This is a genomic window from Stenotrophomonas sp. YJH_SMC_65 (genome assembly GCF_059369475.1).
This window is the reverse complement of record NZ_JCAFSR010000006.1, coordinates 371,422-390,205: the sequence shown is the minus strand read 5'-3', so window position 1 is coordinate 390,205 and position 18,784 is coordinate 371,422. Positions and strand designations below refer to the sequence as shown.

The window sequence follows — 18,784 nt, the reverse complement described above, 5'->3', positions numbered from 1 at the left end:
CGGCTGTGCGTTCGGGCGCTTGCGAAGCAGTGCTTCGCAAGCAAAGCGCCCTCACCCATGGGGGCTTGGCCGCGGCATCCATGCCGCGGACACTCCCGCAACCGGACCCACCCCGCCTTCGACAGTTTTCCGCGATCTGTCAGCTCGCGGGGTCAGATCCGTTTTCCGCAGGAAAACGGATCTGACCCCGAACTTCATTCGATATCTGACAGATGTGTCGACCAAGGTCGACACCTACCAACAGCCGCGAAGATCTGTCAGAGGTGGGGCGGTGTGGGTGGGCAGGACCGTTGGCGCCATGGATGGCGCCATCGAGCCCCCATGGATGGGTTTACGGCGTGTCCTGCCCACCCACATCGCCCCGCCCTCCCACGGATAGCCGCTGTTGCTGTTGCTGTCGCTTCGGCCGTTGCCCTGGCTCGTAGCGGCTGCAGGGCCCTCAAATGTCTGTCGGAGCCAGCCCGTACTGCTCGGCGAAGCGCTTGCTGAAACTGGCCGCAGACCGGTAGCCCGCGCGCGCGGCCACGGTCTTCAACGGCAGGTCGGTGGTGTAGAGCAGCTGCATGCCATGTGCCAGCCGGGCCTCGGTGAGCAGCTGGCGCAGGCTGGTGTCCTCGGCCGCCAAGCGACGGCGCAGGGTCGCGCCGCTCAGCGCGAACTGTTCTTCCACATCGCGTGATTGCCAGTCGCGTGCTGGTTCGGCGGCGATGCGGTCGCGGATCTGTTCGCCCAGGCTCGGCGCCTGCGGCAGCAGCAGGTTGCCGTGGCCCTGTCGGCACAGGGTCAGCACCAGCGAGGCCAGGGCCAGCCGCGCGTCGCTGTAACGGCCGTCCTGCAGCGATTGCCGCCACTGGCGCAGCACCGCGCCATGGTCGATCAACGGCAGTCGCGCCATCGCCTGGCCGGGGGCGGGAAGCTCTTCATTCCAGAGCGTACGCGCCGCCGCCAGCACTTCGGTGCAGAGCGGCACGATGGCACTGAGGTAGCGGCCGCTGCAGGGATCGGGGGTGTTGACCACGTCGATGCGGCACCGCTGGGTCAGCAGCAGGATGTCGCCGGGAACGAACGTCAGCGACTGGTGTGCGGTACGTACCTGCTTGCGGCCTTCCAGCAGGATCGCGAACTGCGGTTGCGGAACCTCCACCGAGCTGGCGCCATGCTCGCGGCGTGCGGTGATGCAGGCATAGCCCTCGGCGCGCCCGCAGCCGGCCAGGCTGGCCATCTCGGCCAGCAACGCAGTGGCCGCTGGCAGCATGCCGGTCATGACACCTGGGCACCGAACAGGCGACCGACGCCGGCCGCCGCAGCCATCGCCAGCGCGCCCCAGAACATCACCCGGACCGCGCCGCGTACAGGCGGTGCGCCCCCGGCCTGGGCCGCCACCGCGCCGGTCAGGCACAGGCCGAGCAGGGTGCTGGCCGTGGTCATCAACGCAACCTTGTCGGTCGGCGCGAGCAGGGCGGTCAGCACCGGCAGCGCCGCACCGCAGGTGAACGCACCGGCGGAGGCCAGCGCCGCCTGCAGCGGGCGCGCGCGCAGGGTGTCAGTGATGCCCAGCTCATCGCGGGCGTGGGCACCCAGTGCATCGTGGGCGGTAAGCTGTTCGGCCACCTGCCGGGCCAATGCAGGCTCCAGGCCGCGGTGGCGGTAGATCGCGGCCAGCTCCTCCAGTTCGCTGTGCGGGTCTTCGCGCAGCTCGCGCTTTTCCATTGCCAGGTCGGCCGCTTCGGTGTCGGCCTGGGTCTGCACCGACACATACTCGCCGGCGGCCATCGACATCGCGCCGGCCACGGTGCCGGCCACGCCGGTGGCAAGGATAGTGGTGGCGGAGGCGCCGCTGGCCGCCACGCCGACCACCAGGCCGGCCACCGAGACGATGCCATCGTTGGCCCCCAGCACGGCGGCACGCAACCAGCCGACGCGCTCGGAGCGGTGCAGTTCGGGGTGTCGCGAATGACGGTTCATGACGCCGAGTGTACGAGGGTCAAGAGGGCGTCGGTAGGATGCTGAAACCCGTCACCGTCGCATGACGCAACGGGGTGCCACGCTATAGTGCGCCCTTGCGATGGAAGGCCGCGAGCCCCACATCCCCCGCCACCGTCCAGCGAGCCTTCCCCTTGTCGAGCCCCAGCCACGTCGCCGATACCCCCATTACCGACCGCTCGCAGCTGGTGGAGGTGATCGCCTCCGGCGAGAAGCCCCGCGCGCAGTGGCGCATCGGCACCGAGCACGAGAAGTTCGGGTTCCGCCTGGATGACCTGCGCCCGCCGACCTTCGAGGGCGAGCGCGGCATCGAAGCGTTGCTCAACGGCCTGGTCCGCTTCGGCTGGGAGCCGGTGCAGGAAAACGGCAACACGATCGCGCTGCTGCGCGACGGTGCCTCGGTGACGCTGGAACCGGCTGGACAGCTGGAACTGTCCGGCGCGGCGCTGGAGACCATCCACCAGACCTGCGTGGAGACCGGCACCCACCTCAACGAAGTGGCACAGGTGGCCGGCGAACTGCAGCTGGGTTTCCTCGGCATGGGCTTCCAGCCGAAGTGGAAGCGCGATGAAATGCCCTGGATGCCGAAGGGGCGCTACAAGATCATGCGCTCGTACATGCCCAAGGTCGGTTCGCTGGGCCTGGACATGATGACCCGCACCTGCACGGTGCAGGTGAACCTGGACTACGCCACCGAAGCGGACATGGTGAAGAAGTTCCGCGTGTCGCTGGCGCTGCAGCCGATCGCCACCGCGCTGTTCGCCGATTCGCCGTTCACCGAAGGCAAGCCGAACGGCTACCTGAGCTACCGCTCGCACATCTGGACCGACACCGACGCCGACCGCACCGGCATGCTCGACTTCGTGTTCGAGGATGGTTTTGGTTACGAGCGCTATGTCGACTACCTGCTCGACGTGCCGATGTATTTCTCCTACCGCGATGGCATCTACCACGACGCCAGCGGGCAGAGCTTCCGCGATTTCATGCAGGCCAGGCTGCCGGTGCTGCCGGGTGCGCTGCCGACGCTGCGCGACTGGTCGGACCACATGACCACCGCGTTCCCGGAAGTGCGCCTGAAGAAGTACCTGGAAATGCGCGGTGCCGATGGTGGCCCGTGGAGCCGCCTGTGTGCGCTGCCGGCATTCTGGGTGGGCCTGTTGTATGACGACACCGCACTGGATGCCGCCTGGGACCTGGTACGCGATTTCACCCTGGCCGAGCGCCATGCACTGCGCGACGGCGTGCCGAAGCATGCGATGAACCTGCCGTTCCGCAATGGCACGGTGCGCGACCTGGCCCGCGAAGCGGTGAAGATTTCCGTCGAAGGCCTCAGGCGCCGTGCGGCGCGCAATGCCGACGGCCAGGACGAGAGCAAGTTCCTGGACGTGCTGCAGGAGATCGTCGAATCCGGCCTGACCCCGGCCGAGCGCAAGCTGGCGCTGTTCCATGGCCGCTGGCACGGCGACGTCGATCCGGTGTTCCGCGAGTTCGCGTACTGAGTGGATTGCGGTAGTGTCGGCCGCTGGCCGGCAGATGTATGGGGTTGCCGGCCAGCGGCCGGCACTACCAGAAGAAAAACCCCGGCATTGCCGGGGTTTTTCTTTTTCGCATCTGCCCTGGATCAGGCGGCGTTCTGCATCGTCGCCATGTCGATCACGAAGCGGTAGCGCACATCGTTCTTCGCCATGCGTTCCCAGGCTTCGTTGACGTTCTTGATGTCGATGATCTCGACGTCGCTGACGATGCCGTGCTCGGCACAGAAGTCCATCATTTCCTGGGTTTCGGCCATGCCGCCGATTGCCGAGCCGGTCAGGTGCTTGCGGCCGAAGATCACGCTGCCGCCGGTCAGCGGCGGGTCCAGTTCGGTCAGCACGCCGACCAGGCACATGGTGGCCTCGCGCTTGAGTAGGCCCATGTACGGGTTGGTGTCATGGCCGACCGGGATGGTGTTGAGCAGGAAGTCGAAGCTGCCGGCGTGCGCCTTCATCTGCGCGGCATCGCGCGAGACCAGTACCTCATCGGCGCCCAGGCGCTTGGCATCGGCACCCTTTTCCGGCGTGGTGGTGATCATCACGACGTGCGCGCCCAGTGCCTTGGCGAACTTCACGCCCATGTGGCCAAGGCCACCGAGACCGATCACGCCCACCTTCTGCCCCGGGCCGACCTTCCAGTGGCGTAGCGGCGACCAGGTGGTGATGCCGGCGCACAGCAGCGGGGCGGCCGCCTTCAGGTCGAGGGTGTCGGACACCTTCACCACGAAGCGCTGCTCGACCACCACGTGGTCGGAATAGCCGCCGTAGGTCGGCGCGCCGGTTTCGCGTTCACGGCCGTTGTAGGTCCAGGTCGCGCCTTCGGCGCAATATTGCTCCAGATTGTGCTCACAGGCGTCGCAGTGGCGGCACGAGTCGACCATGCAGCCGACGCCGGCGTGGTCGCCGACCTTGAAGCGGGTGACGTTGCTGCCGACTTCGGTCACCCGGCCGATGATCTCGTGGCCCGGCACCATCGGGTAGATCGAGCCACCCCAGTCATCGCGGGCCTGGTGCAGGTCGGAATGGCAGATGCCGCTGTAGAGGATCTCGATGCGCACGTCGTCCGGGCCGACCGCGCGGCGTTCGAACTCGTACGGGACAAGCGGGTCGGTATGGGAATGGGCGGCGTAACCACGGGCGAGGGACATGGGGAATCCTTGGCAGGGTTTATCGAAAGGCGTTTTACAATACGCCCCGCAACCAGCAGCAAGAAGCGCGGATATCGGCATGATTCATCAAGTGAAACTGCACAATCGTGGCCACTGACAACCTCTCCCACCTGGCCGCGTTCGCCGCGGTCGCCCGCCACCGCAGCTTCCGCCGTGCCGGCGCCGAGCTGGCGCTGTCGACCTCGGCGGTGAGCTACGCGATCCGCGCGCTGGAGGAACGGTTGGGGGTGGGCCTGTTCCATCGCACCACCCGCAGCGTGGCCCTGACCGAGGCCGGGCAGCGCCTGCTGGAGCGGTTGCAGCCGGCCCTGGGGCAGGTGCATGACGCGCTGGAGGAGATGAACCACTTCCGCGCAGCCCCGGCCGGCCTGCTGCGCATCAACGCCACCCGCGCGGCGGTGCCGACCCAGCTGGGGCCGCGGCTGGCGCGCTTCCTGCACGCCCATCCCGACGTGCGGGTGGAGCTGACCGAAAATGACGGCCTGGTCGACATCGTCGCCGAAGGCTATGACGCCGGCGTGCGCCTGCATGAGTTCGTGCCGGAGGACATGGTGGCGGTGCCGATGGGGCCGCCGCTGCGCGGGCTGATCGTCGGCTCGCCGGACTACCTGCGGCGTCGGCCGGCACCGCAGCATCCGCGCGACCTGGCCGCGCACGAATGCATCCGCTTCCGCTTCGCCAGTGGGCACCTGTACAAGTGGCAGTTCGAGCGCGATGGGCAGGCGCTGGAGATCGACGTGCCCGGGCGGTTGACCCTGTGCGAGCAGGGCACGATCGTGCGCGCCGTTCTGGATGGCATCGGCCTGGCGTACGTGCTGGAAGACACGGCAAGGCCGTACATCGAATCGGGGCAGATGGTGGCGGTGCTGGAAGACTGGAGCGAGCCGTTTGCCGGCTTCGCGCTGTACTACCCGAAGCAGCGGCAGATGCCGGGCGCGTTGCGTGCGTTCGTGGATATGTTGCGCGAGTGAGTTGCGATGGATGACGTGGTGCCGACCAACGGTCGGCACCCACCGGGGCAGGCCATTGCCAACCAACGGTCGGCACCTGCCGGGGCAGGGCGTTGCCGATCAACGAATCGACATCGGCCGGTAGATCCACGCCATGCGTGGATGGCACCACGCTACGGCCCTTGCAACACCGGCGCCAACAACGCCACGCACTCACGCAGATGCATCTCCACCGGCGCATCCTCGGCCACCACGCCGATCACGCGTTCGCGCAGCGGCTCGGCCACGGCCATCGCCAGGATCAGCCGCGCCATGCATGCGGAATCTCCCTCGCGCAGCAGTCCACGCTGCTGCTGACGTGCCAGCCAGTCGGCCAGCAGCGCACGGCCGCGTTCGATGCCGTTGTCGAGGTAGGCCTGCAGCAGCGCGTCCTTGCCGGGGAAATCGGTGGCCAGCAGGCGGAACACCTGCACCGCCTGCGCCGATAGCGCCTGCGTGCACACCGCGTGCAGGATGTCCTGCAGCAACGGCACGACCTCTTGGGCATTGCGCGCATCACGCTGCAGCTGTGGCGCGAAGCCGTCGGTCCACTCACGCACCGCCAACCCGACCAGCTCCTCGCGGTTGCTGGCATGGCGGTACACGGTCTTCTTCGCCACCCCGGCGTGCGCCGCCACCGCTTCAATGGTGGTGGCCTCGTAACCCTGTGCCAGCAGCAGCTCCAGCGTGGCCTGCAGCACCGCGTGGCGGACTTCGGCTTCCGGTCGCGCAGGGCGGCCACGGCGGCGGATCGGCGATGTGGGCGCGGGCAGGGTGGTGCTGTTCATTGCGCCCATCTTACCGCATCCGGTTAATTGCGAAACGTAAAGCGTTTCCGTATTTTCGGGTCTCCCAACCCGTAGGAGACTCCCATGGATACCGCTGTGAACGCTCGCCCCTGGCTGGACCACCACGATCTGCTGGACCCGGCGCCGATGCATCTGGAAACCGGCATCCAGCGCCGCGAAGACGGCACGCTGCTGGTGGCGGTGCGCACCGATCTGCACGGCTGCAAGGGCCGCATGCTGGACTGGTGGTTCACCTTCTTCGAGACCACCCAGCACATCCGCTGGTGGCATCCGGTCGATCATGTCGAGCATCGCGGCTGGGACGAGGCCTGGCAGCGCGGGCGCAGCTACCACGGCGCCAGCATCCATGCGGTGGAATCGCTCGCTGACATTCCGCCGGTGGCGGCGCGCCTGAAGTTCCATGACCCGCGCACCTTGCTGGTGCCCGAACGCCTGCAGGCGGCACAGGATGCAGGCCATGTATCGGCGGTGATCGCCGCGCGCATCGGCTTCGGTGATCACGTGCGTCTGGATGTACAGGGCGATCCCTGCGATGGGCAGATGCTGCATGTGGCGCGCGATACGCCGTTTGGCTGCGTGCTGCGCAGCCGCTTCGTGCTCGGCCTGGATAGCGCCGATCCGCGTCGCGATGCCGGCGACGCGGTCGGCCTGGGCCTGCTCAAGCATTGCTACACGGAGTTCAGTTTCCTGTCGCGCCTGCTGCCCTCGCTGTACTACGGCGAGCGCGCCAACGGCGAAGCGGTGCCGTTGCCGTGGTGAACGGTGCAACGGTCATTCAACCAGCGCGTCGTAGCCCTCGCCACTGAACTGGATCAGGCAGAAGCCGTGGCCGAAGGGATCGGCCAGCACGGCGATGTGCCCCCAGCGATGCTCGCGCACGGACTGCTCGAGTGTCGCCCCGGCTGCAACTGCACGTGCCAGCGCGGCTTCGATGTCATCCACCACCCAATCCAGGTGCAGCGGCGTCCAATGGCGCTCGTAGTCGCGCAAGTCGCCGTCTTCGGTGGCGGCGCTGCCGGCCTCGTTGTGCAGCAGGTAGAGCGGCGTTGGCCCACCGAGCAGCTCCACGGCGCCCGGGCCGAGACGGCGGCCGATGCGCAGGCCGAAGGCCCGGATGTAGAAGTCTGCGGCGGCGGCCAGGTCGGGCACGTCGAGGTTGACGATGAAGCTGTGGGCTGTGGCGTTCATGGCAGCGATGGGCGGCATCCGGTGGTCGCAGTCTAGTCCTGCCGCGTGGTGCCGCCGGTTCATCTCCTGCGCGGATTCGGGCAAGCTGGGCGGTCTCCATCGACAAGGACATCCATGAGCGCGCTATCCGGCATCGAACAGGCCACGGGCCAGACCTTCCCGCCCCTGTTCAAGCAGTTGCATGCAGCGGGTCGGTTGAGCTGGGGTGCTCCCCATCCGGAATGGTCCGAGGTGGTATTCCCGGCGCTGCAGGCAGAACCGCCGGTGCTGCTGTACGCCCAGGACTATGAGCCGTTGGAGGACGATGAACTGCTCGAGGCGTGGCAGGAGCTGACCGCAGAGGATCATTACAATCCCCTGCGCACTGACCTGCAGTTGCTGCCCTTTGCGCGGACCGGCGCGGGTGACAGCTACTGTTTCTGGAGCAACGCGCCCGGTTTCAGCGAACCGCCGGTGGTGATGGTGTGGCATGACGACGACCGTGCCGATGTGCTGGCCGCCAGCTACCAGGATTTCGTGTTCCGCAAGATGGTCGAAGCGGTTGCCGACTACCAGCGGCCGTACACGCTGCTGTCGCGCGGCGAGCTGGCCGGGAATCTGCAGCGCTGGCTGCAGACTCACCATTCCTTCCTGCGCGGCGACCAGTACGCGGCATTGCAGCGGCTGTTCGCCCGCGTTGACGATATTGAAGAAGGGAACTTCAGCGAAGACGAGGCACAGGCCATCGTCGCTGAAGTGATCGGCTTCGAGCGGCTGGACGAGTCGTTCGCCTACGTGCGCGAGGACGCCTGAAGGCCGGGGTCGGATCCGCGCGCAGCGTGGCTCTGACTCCTTGTTCGCCGAGCAGGGGTCAGAGCCCTTTCCGTTGGAAAGGGATCCGACCCCGTGCGGGATCAGCCTGCGGCCGGGTAATCGAGATAGCCCGCCTCGCCGCCCCCGTAATAGGTGCTGCGGTCGGGCGTGGCCAACGCGATGTTGCGCTGCAGGCGTTCGACCAGATCCGGGTTGGCGATGAACGGCTGGCCGAACGCGGCAAGGTCGATGGTGCCGGCCTCGACCAGCTGCAGGGCGCGTTCGCGGGTCATGCCGCCGGCCAGGATCACGGTGCCACCGTAGGCCTGCTTGAACTGCTGCAGGAAGGCCTCGCCCAGCACCGACTGGCCCGCCTGCTGGTTGTCGTTGAGATGCACATAGGCCAGGCCGCGCTTGCCCAGTTCCTCGGCCAGGTACAGATAGGTGGCCTCGTTGTCGGGGTAGAACGGCATGTCGAAGGTGAGATTGTTCGGTGCCAGGCGCACGCCGATGCGCTGCGCACCGATGCGCTGGGCCATCGCATCGACGGTGTCCAGGATCAAGCGCGCGCGGTTGGGCAGCGAGCCGCCGTAGTGATCTTCGCGCTGGTTGATGACCGGGTTGAGGAACTGTTCGAACAGGTAGCCGTTGGCGGCATGCAGTTCGATGCCGTCGAAGCCGGCGGCGATGGCGTTCTCTGCGCCGCGCACGAAGTCGTCGACGGTGCCGGGGATCTCTGCGGTCTCCAGTGCACGTGCCGGGGTGGGATCGGCGTGGCCGCGGCTGCCATCCTCCAGGTACACGAACGAGGTGTTCTTCGGTGCGCTGGCCACCGGGCGGGTACCGGCGCTGACCGGCTGCCCACCGTCGGGCTGCAGCGAGGAATGCGACATGCGGCCGACGTGCCAGAGCTGGGCGAAGATCGTGCCCTGTGCGGCATGCACCGCCTCGGTGACGAGCTTCCACCCGGCCACCTGCTCGGCCGACCAGATACCCGGGACGTCGATGTAGCCCTGGCCCTGCGGCGAGACCGGGGTGCCTTCACTGATGATCAGGCCGGCGCTGGCGCGCTGCCGGTAGTACTGCGCGGTGAGTTCGTTGGCGACCGCACCGGGGTTGCGGGCGCGGGTCATCGGGGCCATCGCGATGCGGTTGCGCAGGGCGGTGCCTGCCAGATCGAAGGGGCGGAACAGGGCGGCGATCATGTCGGTCATCTCGGTGTGGGGGAAGGCGCCAGCGGCGCGATGCACACAGGATGGAGTTGACATGCGGACGCATAAAGCGCTTCGATCTCCCTGGGCGCGGGACTATTTGTCCCCAATGGAGCGTGATAGATGCTGCCGCTGGAATCGTTGAATGGCCTGGTGACCTTCGTTACCACGGCCCGCTCAGGCAGCTTCACCGAGGCTGCCGACGCGCTGGGCATCTCGCGCTCGGCAGTGGGCAAGGCCATCGCCCGGCTGGAAGCGCGGCTGGGCGTGCGCCTGTTCCACCGCACCACGCGGCGCATCGCGCTGACCACCGATGGCGAGGCGTACTACGCATCGTGTGCGGCGGCGCTGGAAGAAATCTCCGCCGCCGAAGCCTGCCTGGGGTCGGCCGGCCTGCCCAGCGGACGGCTGCGCATCGACATGCCGTCCTCGTTCGGGCGGCTGGTGGTGCTGCCCGTGCTGCTGCGCCTGTGCCGGCAGTACCCGGACCTGCAACTGACGATGACCTTCACCGATCACTTCGTCGATCCGGTCGAAGAGGGCATCGACCTGCTGATCCGCTTCGGCGGGTTGCACCAGGCCGAGCACCTGGTCGCGCGCCGGCTGGGTCGCCAGCGCCTGGTCACCTGCGCATCGCCGGAGTACCTGCAGGCGCATGGCGTGCCAGCGACCGTGGAGGAACTGGCGCAGCATCGCAGCATCGTCGGCTTCCGCCATGGGCAACCGGTGGCGTGGCGGATTGGCAGTGATGACGCCGAGGGAACGTTCATCCCGAACGCGGCCTACCAGCTCAACGATGGTGACGCAGTGATCGATGCGGCCATCGCAGGACTGGGCATCTGCCAGATGCCCATTTCACTGGTACGCCGACATCTGGAATCCGGCGCGCTGCACTCGGTGCTGGATGCGCACATGCAACGGCATATCGACATCCATGCGCTGTGGCCACCGACCCGGCACCTGCGGCCGAAGGTGCGCTATGTGGTGGATGAGCTGGCGCGGCTGGCGGATGAGGGCTTGTTCGATTGAAACGGCACGATTGAGCGGGATGGTTGCCCGTGTATACTATCCCCCAGTATAGTTTCGAGGTGGCCTGATCATGCCGCACTCCCCCGAAGAGAAGAAGAAGGTCCTGGCCCGCGTGCGCCGCATCCGTGGCCAGTGCGATGCGCTGGACCGCGCGCTGGAAGCTGGCGCCGACTGCGGGCCGGTGCTGCAGCAGATCGCCGCCATCCGTGGCGCGGTCAACGGCCTGATGTCCGAGGTGATGGAGGCCCATCTGCGCGAGGAGTTCGGGCAACCCGCCGCCTCCGACGAACAACGCGCCGAACGCGTGCGCGACATGAGCGCGTTGATCCGTTCGTACCTGAAATAAACGACGGCGCAACATGGCGCCGCCCATCCTGTCATTGCCTGTCTCTGGAGAGTCCACCATGAAGTCCCGTGCCGCCGTCGCCTTTGGTCCCGGCCAGCCGCTGCAGATCGTCGAGATCGACGTCGCCCCGCCGAAGAAGGGCGAAGTGCTGGTGAAGATCACCCACACCGGTGTCTGCCACACCGATGCGTTCACGCTGTCCGGCGATGATCCGGAAGGCCTGTTCCCGGTGGTGCTGGGCCATGAAGGCGCCGGCATCGTGGTTGAAGTGGGCGAGGGCGTGACCAGCGTCAAGCCGGGCGACCACGTGATTCCGCTGTACACCGCCGAGTGCGGCGAGTGCCTGTTCTGCAAGAGCGGCAAGACCAACCTGTGCGTGGCCGTGCGCGCGACCCAGGGCAAGGGCGTGATGCCCGATGGCACCAGCCGCTTCAGCTACAACGGTGAGCCGCTGTACCACTACATGGGTTGCTCGACCTTCAGCGAATACACCGTGGTGGCCGAAGTGTCGCTGGCCAGGATCAACCCGGAAGCGAACCCGGAGCACGTCTGCCTGCTCGGTTGCGGTGTCACCACCGGCATCGGCGCGGTGCACAACACCGCCAAGGTGCAGGAGGGCGACAGCGTTGCGGTGTTCGGCCTCGGCGGCATCGGCCTGGCGGTGATCCAGGGCGCGCGCCAGGCCAAGGCCGGCCGCATCATCGCGGTGGACACCAATCCGTCCAAGTTCGAACTGGCGCGCGAATTCGGCGCCACCGACTGCATCAACCCGAAGGACTTCGATAAGCCGATCCAGCAGGTCATCGTTGAAATGACCACCTGGGGCGTGGACCACAGCTTCGAGTGCATCGGCAACGTCAACGTGATGCGCGCGGCGCTGGAATGCGCGCACCGTGGCTGGGGCCAGAGCGTGGTGATCGGCGTGGCCGGTTCGGGCCAGGAGATCTCCACCCGTCCGTTCCAGCTGGTGACCGGCCGCAAGTGGATGGGCACCGCCTTCGGTGGCGTGAAGGGCCGCAGCCAGCTGCCGGGCATGGTCGAGGATGCGATGAAGGGCGATATCGAACTGGCCCCGTTCGTCACCCACACCATGGACCTGGACAAGATCAACGACGCCTTCGACCTGATGCATGAAGGCAAGTCGATCCGTTCGGTGGTCCACTACTGAGCCGCGGCGTGGGCTGGTTCGACGCCCTGCGCAGGCCGCGTGCGGAGGATCCACGCGCGGCCCTGGTCGACCCGATCGAGCAGGCGCTGCGCGCGCTGGGCTGGGTCGAGGGCGACGTGGGTCCACCGCGCGTGGTGGACTCGCCCTTCGGCATTGATGAAATGCCGTTCGAGCACTGGCTGGCACAGGTATTCCTGCCGCGCCTGCACGAAGCCCGCGCCGACGGCCTGTGGCCACCGCGCAGCGACGTGGCGGTCGCGGCGTATCGCAACCTGGACGGCCAGCCTGGCGTCGAATCGTTGCTGCGCCTGCTGGCACAGCTGGATGAACTGATCAACCAAGGCGTCCACGCCGGGCGTGGATAAGCCGACCAAGGTCGGCATCTACCAGAAGCACGCGTGCGCTGACGCGCCGCGCAGGAGAGCACCATGGAACGCATTGAACACCGCGCCTGTTTTGGCGGCTGGCAGGACGTCTACCGCCATCATTCGACCACGCTGGGCTGCGACATGCAGTTCGCCGTGTACCTGCCGCCGCAGGCGGAAACGCAGACGCTGCCGGTGCTGTACTGGCTGAGCGGGCTGACCTGCACCGAGCAGAATTTCATCACCAAGGCGGGCGCGCAGCGCTATGCGGCCGAACACGGCGTGATCATTGTCGCGCCTGATACCAGCCCGCGCGGTGATGACGTGGCCGATGCCGAAGGCTACGACCTGGGCAAGGGCGCAGGGTTCTACCTCAACGCCACCCGTGCACCGTGGGCGAAGCACTTCCGCATGCATGACTATGTAGTGCAGGAGTTGCCGGCGCTGATCGAAGCGGAGTTCCCGGCGACCGGCGCACGCGCCATCAGCGGGCACTCGATGGGCGGCCACGGTGCGCTGGTGATCGCGCTGCGCAATCCGGGGCGCTACCGCAGCGTGTCGGCGTTCTCGCCGATCGTCGCGCCCAGCCATGTTCCGTGGGGGCAGAAGGCCTTCCACGCCTACCTTGGCGACAACCCGGCCGACTGGGCGCAATGGGACGCCTGCGCATTGATTGCCGCGGCCAGCGAGCGCCTGCCGTTGCTGGTCGACCAGGGCGAGGCGGACGAGTTCCTGCAGACCCAGCTGCAGCCGCAGCGCCTGCAGGAGGCCTGCGCCGCTGCCGGCCATCCGCTGACCCTGCGCCTGCAGCCCGGCTACGACCACAGCTACTACTTCATTGGCAGCTTCATCGGCGAGCACATCGCCCACCACGCCCGCGCCCTGCAGGGCTGAGCCCCCGGAAAAAAGGGGACGGAGGGGATTAAGTCGCATTTGCCGCTGTGCCGCAAACGACTTAATCCCCTCCGTCCCCTTTTTCAGCGATGGATCACACCCTCGTGGCGTCGCCCCGCGCTATCGTGCGCGTAGACGGCCTTGCGGATCGGGGGATGCATGCCGGTAGTGCTGGCGCTGCTGTATGTGCTGTGCCATGGCCTGGTGCTGGCCTTGTGGCCTGGTCCGGCCGGGGTAGGCTCCTTCGTTTTCCTGACCGGTGCCCCGTTGCTGGCGGCGGCCGCCTGCCTGTGGCGGGCCCGCCGCGACCGCGCGGCACTGGGGTGGCGCGCCACGGCATTGGCGCTGCTGCTGTGGGCCGGCGGCATGGCGTTCAACATGATCGACGCCCTGGGCGCCGGGCGTGCCGATTTCACCCCGCGCGCAAGCCTGTTCCTTTACGTGCTCTACGGTGTGCCCCTGGTGTTCATCCTGGCCAGGGCGCGCCGGGAACGGGTCAGCATCAGCCTGATCGATGCGGCCATGGCGGCGCTGCTGGGCGTGCTGTTCTTTGTGCACGCGCAGTCGTTCGCCGCCCGCGTTGACATCGACGACCACGCGTTGTCCAACATGCAACGCATGTTCGATATCCAGAACCTGTGCATCGCCGTGTTCGCGGTGGTGCGCTGGCTGGCCGGCGACGTTCCCGAGCGGCGTACCTTTTTCCGCGCGCTGGCGATGTATGCGGCGACCTACCTGTTGGTGGCGTATTACATCAACCACTACACCTCCGGTGATGCGTTCGGTGCCTATGCCGATCTGCTGATCGATCTGCCGTTCCTGCTGCTGGCGCTGCTCGCACTCAGCCAGGCACCGGCGCGGGTCCTGACGCCGCATCCGCGGATGGCGCGCACGGTGCAGGCGGCGGGCCCGATGATCCTGCCGCTGCTGCTGCTGGTGGTGGGCACCCTGGTGGTCGACCATGCCCGGCCCCTGGCCGTGAGCGGTTTCGTGGTGGCGACGCTGGGGTTCGGCCTGCGCAGCATCCTGCTGCAGGTGGACCTGATGGAACGGCAGGCCTCGCTGGACCAGCTGGCGCGCCAGGATGGCCTGACAGGCGTGGCCAACCGGCGCGAGTTCGACGCGCTGCTGCTGGCCGAGTGGAATCGCGCACGGCGCAGTGGCACCGAGCTGGGCCTGCTGCTGTTGGATATCGATCATTTCAAGGCCTTCAACGACCGCCACGGCCATCCCGCCGGCGACCGCTGCCTGCAGGCCGTGGCAGCGGTACTGAAGGCGAGCGCCGGTCGCGCCGGTGACAGCGTCGCACGTTATGGCGGCGAGGAATTTGCGGTGATCGTGCCCGGAAGCGCGCTGTCGGGCGTTCTGGCGCTGGCCGAGCGCCTGCGCCAGGCGGTGGAAGCGCTGCCGTTGCCGGAAGGATCGGTCAGTATCAGCATCGGCGTGGGTTACCTGCATCCGCCGGCTCTGGCCAGTGCCGATCAGTTGCTGGCAGACGCCGATGCCGGCCTGTATGCCGCCAAGCGGGCTGGCCGCAACCAGGTGATCCTGCATGCGCACGTGCTGGATGACGAGGGCAGCACGCACGGAACGATGGACTGTTGAGCAGCTCTCTGCATGCGATCACACGGGGGGCGTGACGGCTTATCGCTGCCGCAACCAGCCGGTCGGATCGAGCAGCCTCAGCCCGACCGGTGACAACGAGCGCTGCCGCAACGGCAGGTTTGCCGCCTGCACGGCCATCGCACAGCGTGCCAGTTGCCGGCGCAACGGTGCCAGCGTGTCGTCTTCGCGGGGCCGCGCATGCCGCCATTGTGCGATGCGCAGCAGGCAGACCAGCAGGTCCAGTTCGCTGGCGGCAATGAAGGGGGAGCCGGCGGGCAACAGGTCGATCGGTGCCGCCGGCGCGGCCAGCAGCGGCAGCAGGCCGATGAAGGCGTCGCAGCCCTCCCGGCCAAGCCCGAGTCCGCTCAGCTGGGCAAGGCCATCGGCCTGCAGATCGGGGTCGCGCAGCTGGCGTATCGCGCCCAGCAGCGCCTGTTCGCCCCGGCCGAACTGTCGACCGAAGGCGCGGTAGTTGACCCGGGGGGAAACAACGGGGAACGGGAGGCCATGGTGGCTAGGGCTGTGGGTCGCGGGTTTCCACCAGCACCGGACAGGGCGCGTGGTCGATGGTCCATTGCCCGATCGAGGGCTCGAACAGGCGTTCCAGCCGGGACAGGTGGCGATGGCCGATCACGATCAGGTCGCACTCCAGGCGCCGGGCCTGCTCGCTGATCACTTCGCCGGGATCGCCGGAGGGGATCTGCGCGATGGCATCGACGCCGCGCTCGCGCAGTTCGGCCAGAGCTTCGGCCAATACTGCCTCGGCGCGGGAGCGCTGGCGGGCGGCTTCCGGATACTCGGTGCGATCGGCTTCGCTGGCATCGGCCGCCAGCGCGAATTCGGGGTCGAGCACGCACAGCAGGTGCAGGCGGCTGTGGGGGCCGGCGATGGCGGCGGCCAGGTCCAGCACGCGTGCGTGCTGGGGGCCACCATCCAGGGCGACCAGCAGGGTAGTGAACATGGATGTCTCCTTGGCGGGACGGGGATGGTCGCCGATGTCACCGCGCGCACCCATGCCGTGCGCGGCAGTCAATGAATGCGTCGAACGCAATCCACGGTGGTCGCAAGTGCCGTAGAGTCATCTGATTTACTGGAGACTGTCATGCCCCTGCCGGACCTGAACCTGTTGCTGGCACTGGACGTGCTGATTGACGAATGCAGCGTGGCCGCCGCCGCGCGCCGGATGAACCTGAGCGCGCCGGCGATGAGCCGCACCCTGGGCCGGATCCGCACTGCGCTGGGTGACCCGGTGCTGGTGCGTGCCGGCCGCGGTCTGGCGCCCACGCCCCGCGCGCTGCAGCTGCGCGAGCAGGTCCGCGATGTGATCGAGCAGGCCCACCGCGTCTTCAACGCCGGTCGTGAAGTGGACATGCGCGTGCTCGAGCGAACCTTCAGCGTGCGCGCCAATGATGTCTTCATCGGTGGATTTGGCGGTCGCCTGCGCGAGATCTTCCGCCAGCAGGCACCGCGCGCGGTGCTGCGCTTCGTACCCGAGGGCGATACCGACGATGATGCGATGGCGCAGGGCCGGATCGACCTGTACATCAGCACCGCCGGCAAGCATGCGCCCGATACCAAGGTGCAGAACCTGTTCAGTACCTCGTTCATGGGCGCCGCGCGCGAGGACCACCCACTGTTCGACGAGGAGATCAGTGCAGAGCGCTTTGCCGCGTGTGACCACATCGCGGTGTCGCGCCGTGGCCTGCCGCGTGGGCCGATCGATGATGACCTGGCCACGCTCGGCCTGCAGCGCCGCGTGGCGCTGATCAGCCCGACCTTCCACGGTGCGATCTTCGCGGCGGCCGAATCAGACCTGATCCTGCCGCAGATGCCAAGCGTGATGCTGGAGCGGATCGTCAGCATGCGCCTGCCGCTGCGCCTGTTCCCGCTGCCGATCCCGGTGCGTACCGCGGCCATCGTGCAGGCCTGGCATCCGCGGCTGGACAACGATGCCGCGCACCAGTGGCTTCGCCGTTCGATCAAGACCATGTGCGAGCGCGTCGAGGACGCCCACCGCTGAGACCCGCAGGCGTGCGCTGGACGCACGCCTGGGATGCCGGCGACGCCATTTTTCACAGGGTACCGGCTCCCTAGACTGCGCTCCCCGGAGTTTCACTGAGCGCATTCCAATGACCCTCAACATGCCGTGCACTGCACGGATCGGCGCCTGGCGATGAGTGCGCCGGCCGCCGCTGTCCCGGCCGCCGCAGCGCCCCGTCCTGCCGCCGCCCCCGGGCTCGATCGCCGCATTCTGGTCGGCCTGTGTGGCGTGCTGCTGGCGGTGCTGGTGTCCGGCTTCAACGAGAACATCACCAAGGTCGCGCTGGCCGACATCCGTGGCGCGATGGGTTTCAGCGTCGACGACGGCAGCTGGATCGTCGCCCTCTACAGCGCGATGTCGGTCAGCGCGATGGCCTTCGCGCCGTGGTGTGCCGCCACCTTCTCGCTGCGCCGCTTCGCATTGGCGATGATCGGTGGCTTCATGGTGCTGAGCGTGCTGTGCCCGCTCGCCCCGAACCTGCAGGTGTTCCTGCTGCTGCGTGCATTGCAGGGCCTGTGCGGCGGTGCACTGCCGCCGTTGCTGATGAGCGTGGCGCTGCGCTTCCTGCCGCCTGGCATCAAGCTGTACGGCCTGGCCGGCTACGCGTTGACGGCGACGTTCGGCCCGAGCATGGGCACGCCGCTGGCCGCGTTCTGGGTCGAGCAGGTGGGCTGGCACTGGGCGTTCTGGCAGATCGTGCCGTACTGCCTGGCCGCCATGGCGATGGTCGGCTGGGGCCTGCCACAGGACCCGCTGCGGCTGGAACGCTTCGCCCAGTTCGATGGCGTTGGGCTGCTGCTCGGCCTGCCGGCGCTGGTGCTGCTGGTGCTGGGCCTGGTGCAGGGCCCGCGGCTGAACTGGTTAGATTCGCCGATGATCACGCTGATGATCGGTGGCGGTGCCGGCCTGATGGTGCTGTTCATGATCAACGAATGGTTCCACCCGCTGCCGTTCTTCAAGCTGCAGTTGTTGGCCAATCGCAATCTCAGCTACTCGCTGGTCACGCTGGGTGGCGTGCTGTTCGTGCTGCTGGCGGTGATCTCGATCCCGTCCGGCTTCCTGGCCAGCGTGCAGGGCTACCGGCCGCTGCAGACCGCACCGATGCTGCTGTGGGTGGCACTGCCACAGGTGATCGCGCTGCCGCTGGTGGCGGCCCTGTTGAACATCCGCGCGGTGGACTGCCGCTGGGTGCAGGCCACCGGCCTGGCGATGCTGGCACTGGCCTGCTGGCTGGGCTCGCACCTGGACGTGGCCTGGATCCGCGACAACTTCCTGGGGGTGCAGCTGCTGCAGGTGTTTGCCCAGCCGATGGCGGTGCTGCCGCTGCTGATGCTGGCCACCGGCGGCCTGGCGCCACAGGATGGCCCGTTTGCCTCGGCCTGGTTCAACACGGTCAAGGGCTTCGCTGCGGTGTTCGCCGGTGGCGTACTGGATGCCATCGCCCAAGGCCGCCGTCATTTCCATTCCACCGTGCTGGTCGACCGCCTTGGCGAGCAACCGTGGCTGGCCGATGGCCCGCAGCTGGGCGCGCGCCTGCATGCACAGGTACAGGCGCTGACTTCGGCCGACCTGTACTGGGTGGTCGCACTGGTGGCGCTGGCCTTCATTCCCCTCATTGCCTGGATGCCCACCCGCATCCATCCGCCACGCGCCGTGGCCTGAA

19 protein-coding genes and 1 pseudogene are annotated in these 18,784 nt (G+C 67.6%); 12 read left to right on the top strand and 8 right to left on the bottom strand.

What is annotated here, in order from left to right:
• Positions 1-439: 439 nt before the first annotated feature.
• Both AC5P7A_RS14010 and AC5P7A_RS14005 read right to left on the bottom strand, forming a co-directional pair.
• Positions 440-1,264: a helix-turn-helix transcriptional regulator gene (locus tag AC5P7A_RS14010; RefSeq protein ID WP_069117884.1), complete on the bottom strand. Its 825-nt coding sequence runs from the start codon at positions 1,262-1,264 to the stop codon at positions 440-442.
• The gene (locus AC5P7A_RS14005; protein ID WP_014648397.1) at positions 1,261-1,965 is read right to left on the bottom strand and encodes a VIT1/CCC1 transporter family protein; all 705 of its coding nucleotides are present in this window, start codon (positions 1,963-1,965) and stop codon (positions 1,261-1,263) included. Before AC5P7A_RS14005 ends, AC5P7A_RS14010 begins: the two co-directional genes overlap by 4 nt.
• Positions 1,966-2,117: 152 nt before the next feature.
• Between AC5P7A_RS14005 and AC5P7A_RS14000 the strand changes: the two genes are divergently transcribed.
• Positions 2,118-3,482, top strand: a complete 1,365-nt coding sequence (locus AC5P7A_RS14000) for a glutamate--cysteine ligase (protein WP_014648396.1) — start codon at positions 2,118-2,120, stop codon at positions 3,480-3,482.
• 122 nt (positions 3,483-3,604) lie between these two features.
• On the opposite strand, the gene AC5P7A_RS13995 is transcribed toward AC5P7A_RS14000, so the two are convergent.
• Positions 3,605-4,663: an NAD(P)-dependent alcohol dehydrogenase gene (locus AC5P7A_RS13995; RefSeq protein WP_329768578.1), complete on the bottom strand. Its 1,059-nt coding sequence runs from the start codon at positions 4,661-4,663 to the stop codon at positions 3,605-3,607.
• A 107-nt stretch (positions 4,664-4,770) separates the two neighbouring features.
• On the opposite strand from AC5P7A_RS13995, the gene AC5P7A_RS13990 reads away from it, so the two are divergent.
• Positions 4,771-5,655: a LysR family transcriptional regulator gene (locus tag AC5P7A_RS13990; RefSeq protein WP_014648394.1), complete on the top strand. Its 885-nt coding sequence runs from the start codon at positions 4,771-4,773 to the stop codon at positions 5,653-5,655.
• A gap of 152 nt (positions 5,656-5,807) precedes the next feature.
• Here the strand turns inward: AC5P7A_RS13990 and AC5P7A_RS13985 are convergent, their stop codons facing one another.
• The gene (locus AC5P7A_RS13985) at positions 5,808-6,470 is read right to left on the bottom strand and encodes a TetR/AcrR family transcriptional regulator (RefSeq protein WP_032960688.1); all 663 of its coding nucleotides are present in this window, start codon (positions 6,468-6,470) and stop codon (positions 5,808-5,810) included.
• A 75-nt stretch (positions 6,471-6,545) separates the two neighbouring features.
• Here AC5P7A_RS13985 and AC5P7A_RS13980 point away from each other — a divergent pair, with 75 nt between their 5' ends.
• Positions 6,546-7,241, top strand: a complete 696-nt coding sequence (locus tag AC5P7A_RS13980; RefSeq protein ID WP_032960687.1) for a DAPG hydrolase family protein — start codon at positions 6,546-6,548, stop codon at positions 7,239-7,241.
• Between the two features lie 12 nt (positions 7,242-7,253).
• Here AC5P7A_RS13980 and AC5P7A_RS13975 read toward each other — a convergent pair whose 3' ends face one another.
• Complete coding sequence (locus AC5P7A_RS13975; RefSeq protein ID WP_495220219.1) at positions 7,254-7,670, bottom strand: VOC family protein; 417 nt, start codon at positions 7,668-7,670, stop codon at positions 7,254-7,256.
• Positions 7,671-7,784: 114 nt separating this feature from the next.
• Between AC5P7A_RS13975 and AC5P7A_RS13970 the strand changes: the two genes are divergently transcribed.
• Positions 7,785-8,462, top strand: coding sequence for an SMI1/KNR4 family protein (locus tag AC5P7A_RS13970; RefSeq protein ID WP_317222417.1), 678 nt, complete (start codon positions 7,785-7,787; stop codon positions 8,460-8,462).
• Between the two features lie 101 nt (positions 8,463-8,563).
• Here the strand turns inward: AC5P7A_RS13970 and AC5P7A_RS13965 are convergent, their stop codons facing one another.
• Positions 8,564-9,667 carry an alkene reductase gene (locus tag AC5P7A_RS13965; protein WP_495220218.1) on the bottom strand — a complete coding sequence of 368 codons (1,104 nt, stop codon included), beginning with the start codon at positions 9,665-9,667 and terminating at the stop codon, positions 8,564-8,566.
• A 129-nt stretch (positions 9,668-9,796) separates the two neighbouring features.
• Between AC5P7A_RS13965 and AC5P7A_RS13960 the strand changes: the two genes are divergently transcribed.
• From AC5P7A_RS13960 to AC5P7A_RS13935, 6 genes are all read left to right on the top strand, one after another.
• Positions 9,797-10,702, top strand: coding sequence for a LysR family transcriptional regulator (locus AC5P7A_RS13960; protein WP_495220217.1), 906 nt, complete (start codon positions 9,797-9,799; stop codon positions 10,700-10,702).
• A gap of 70 nt (positions 10,703-10,772) precedes the next feature.
• Entirely contained in the window at positions 10,773-11,048 is a 276-nt protein-coding gene (gene frmR / locus AC5P7A_RS13955; RefSeq protein WP_005411009.1) for a formaldehyde-responsive transcriptional repressor FrmR, read from the top strand.
• Between the two features lie 58 nt (positions 11,049-11,106).
• Positions 11,107-12,216, top strand: a complete 1,110-nt coding sequence (locus tag AC5P7A_RS13950; protein ID WP_053496254.1) for an S-(hydroxymethyl)glutathione dehydrogenase/class III alcohol dehydrogenase — start codon at positions 11,107-11,109, stop codon at positions 12,214-12,216.
• A gap of 8 nt (positions 12,217-12,224) precedes the next feature.
• Positions 12,225-12,581: a YqcC family protein gene (locus tag AC5P7A_RS13945; protein ID WP_053496250.1), complete on the top strand. Its 357-nt coding sequence runs from the start codon at positions 12,225-12,227 to the stop codon at positions 12,579-12,581.
• 63 nt (positions 12,582-12,644) lie between these two features.
• The gene (fghA, locus tag AC5P7A_RS13940; RefSeq protein ID WP_262088137.1) at positions 12,645-13,475 is read left to right on the top strand and encodes an S-formylglutathione hydrolase; all 831 of its coding nucleotides are present in this window, start codon (positions 12,645-12,647) and stop codon (positions 13,473-13,475) included.
• A gap of 159 nt (positions 13,476-13,634) precedes the next feature.
• Entirely contained in the window at positions 13,635-15,080 is a 1,446-nt protein-coding gene (locus AC5P7A_RS13935) for a GGDEF domain-containing protein (protein ID WP_049408786.1), read from the top strand.
• 39 nt (positions 15,081-15,119) lie between these two features.
• Here the strand turns inward: AC5P7A_RS13935 and AC5P7A_RS13930 are convergent.
• Together AC5P7A_RS13930 and AC5P7A_RS13925 are read right to left on the bottom strand one after the other, a co-directional pair.
• A pseudogene (locus AC5P7A_RS13930) lies at positions 15,120-15,589 on the bottom strand (hypothetical protein).
• 5 nt (positions 15,590-15,594) lie between these two features.
• Positions 15,595-16,041 carry a universal stress protein gene (locus tag AC5P7A_RS13925; RefSeq protein ID WP_046432504.1) on the bottom strand — a complete coding sequence of 149 codons (447 nt, stop codon included), beginning with the start codon at positions 16,039-16,041 and terminating at the stop codon, positions 15,595-15,597.
• Positions 16,042-16,182: 141 nt separating this feature from the next.
• On the opposite strand from AC5P7A_RS13925, the gene AC5P7A_RS13920 reads away from it, so the two are divergent.
• Together AC5P7A_RS13920 and AC5P7A_RS13915 are read left to right on the top strand one after the other, a co-directional pair.
• Positions 16,183-17,100, top strand: a complete 918-nt coding sequence (locus AC5P7A_RS13920; protein ID WP_014648381.1) for a LysR family transcriptional regulator — start codon at positions 16,183-16,185, stop codon at positions 17,098-17,100.
• A 153-nt stretch (positions 17,101-17,253) separates the two neighbouring features.
• Entirely contained in the window at positions 17,254-18,783 is a 1,530-nt protein-coding gene (locus AC5P7A_RS13915) for an MFS transporter (RefSeq protein ID WP_495220216.1), read from the top strand.
• Position 18,784 lies beyond the last annotated feature (1 nt).